Genomic DNA, 663 nt, shown 5'->3' with positions numbered 1-663 from the left:
CTTCAGAATTCAAAGTTAAATTAGTAAATGAATATTTTGATGGACAAATTTCTATACTTGGATTATCGAAAAAATATGGAATGCCTAGTAAATCACCGATTTATCGCTGGGTCCATGAAGCGGAAGCAAATGGACTTAATTATTTGATAACCAAAAAATCCCATAAAGAATATTCTCAAGATTTCAAATTATCCGTGATAGAATATCATAAACTACATGAGATCAGTCGCCTTGATACTGCAATTTATTTCAAAATATCACCTAGCCAGGTTAATTCATGGATATATAGATACAATCACTACGGTGTTATTGGATTAAGGCGTCGTCCCAGAGGGAGACGACCGTTAATGGCCAAGAAAAAGAAGAAGCAAACACGTTTAAATCCCACAAAAGAAGAGAAATATAAACAAGAAATTCTTGATCTAAAAGCTAAACTACATGATGCCGAAATGGACCGTGATATTTTAAAAGCACTAAAGACCTTGCGAGAAAACGATCCCAACTCGAAAAAGCAAAATTAGTCAAATCATTACTTAAAAAATACAAGTTGAACGAGTTATTAATTAAGGTCAATCTGCCAAGATCAACTTATTATGAACGCCTTAGTAAAACTGATAAAACAGATAAATACGCTCAATTAAACGAGTTCATTGTTAAAACATA

The 663-nt window shown here is 32.6% G+C and carries 1 protein-coding gene; it reads left to right on the top strand.

Annotated elements, in window-relative coordinates; translation table 11 throughout:
* Positions 1–521 (top strand): helix-turn-helix domain-containing protein (locus tag FD26_RS10765; RefSeq protein ID WP_057868413.1); only part of this gene is annotated, 521 nt, incomplete at its 5' end.
* Between the last annotated feature and the right edge of the window lie 142 nt (positions 522–663).

It is taken from the genome of Companilactobacillus crustorum JCM 15951 (assembly GCF_001434585.1).
Lineage (GTDB): Bacteria > Bacillota > Bacilli > Lactobacillales > Lactobacillaceae > Companilactobacillus > Companilactobacillus crustorum.
This window is presented reverse-complemented; position numbering and strand designations above follow the sequence as displayed.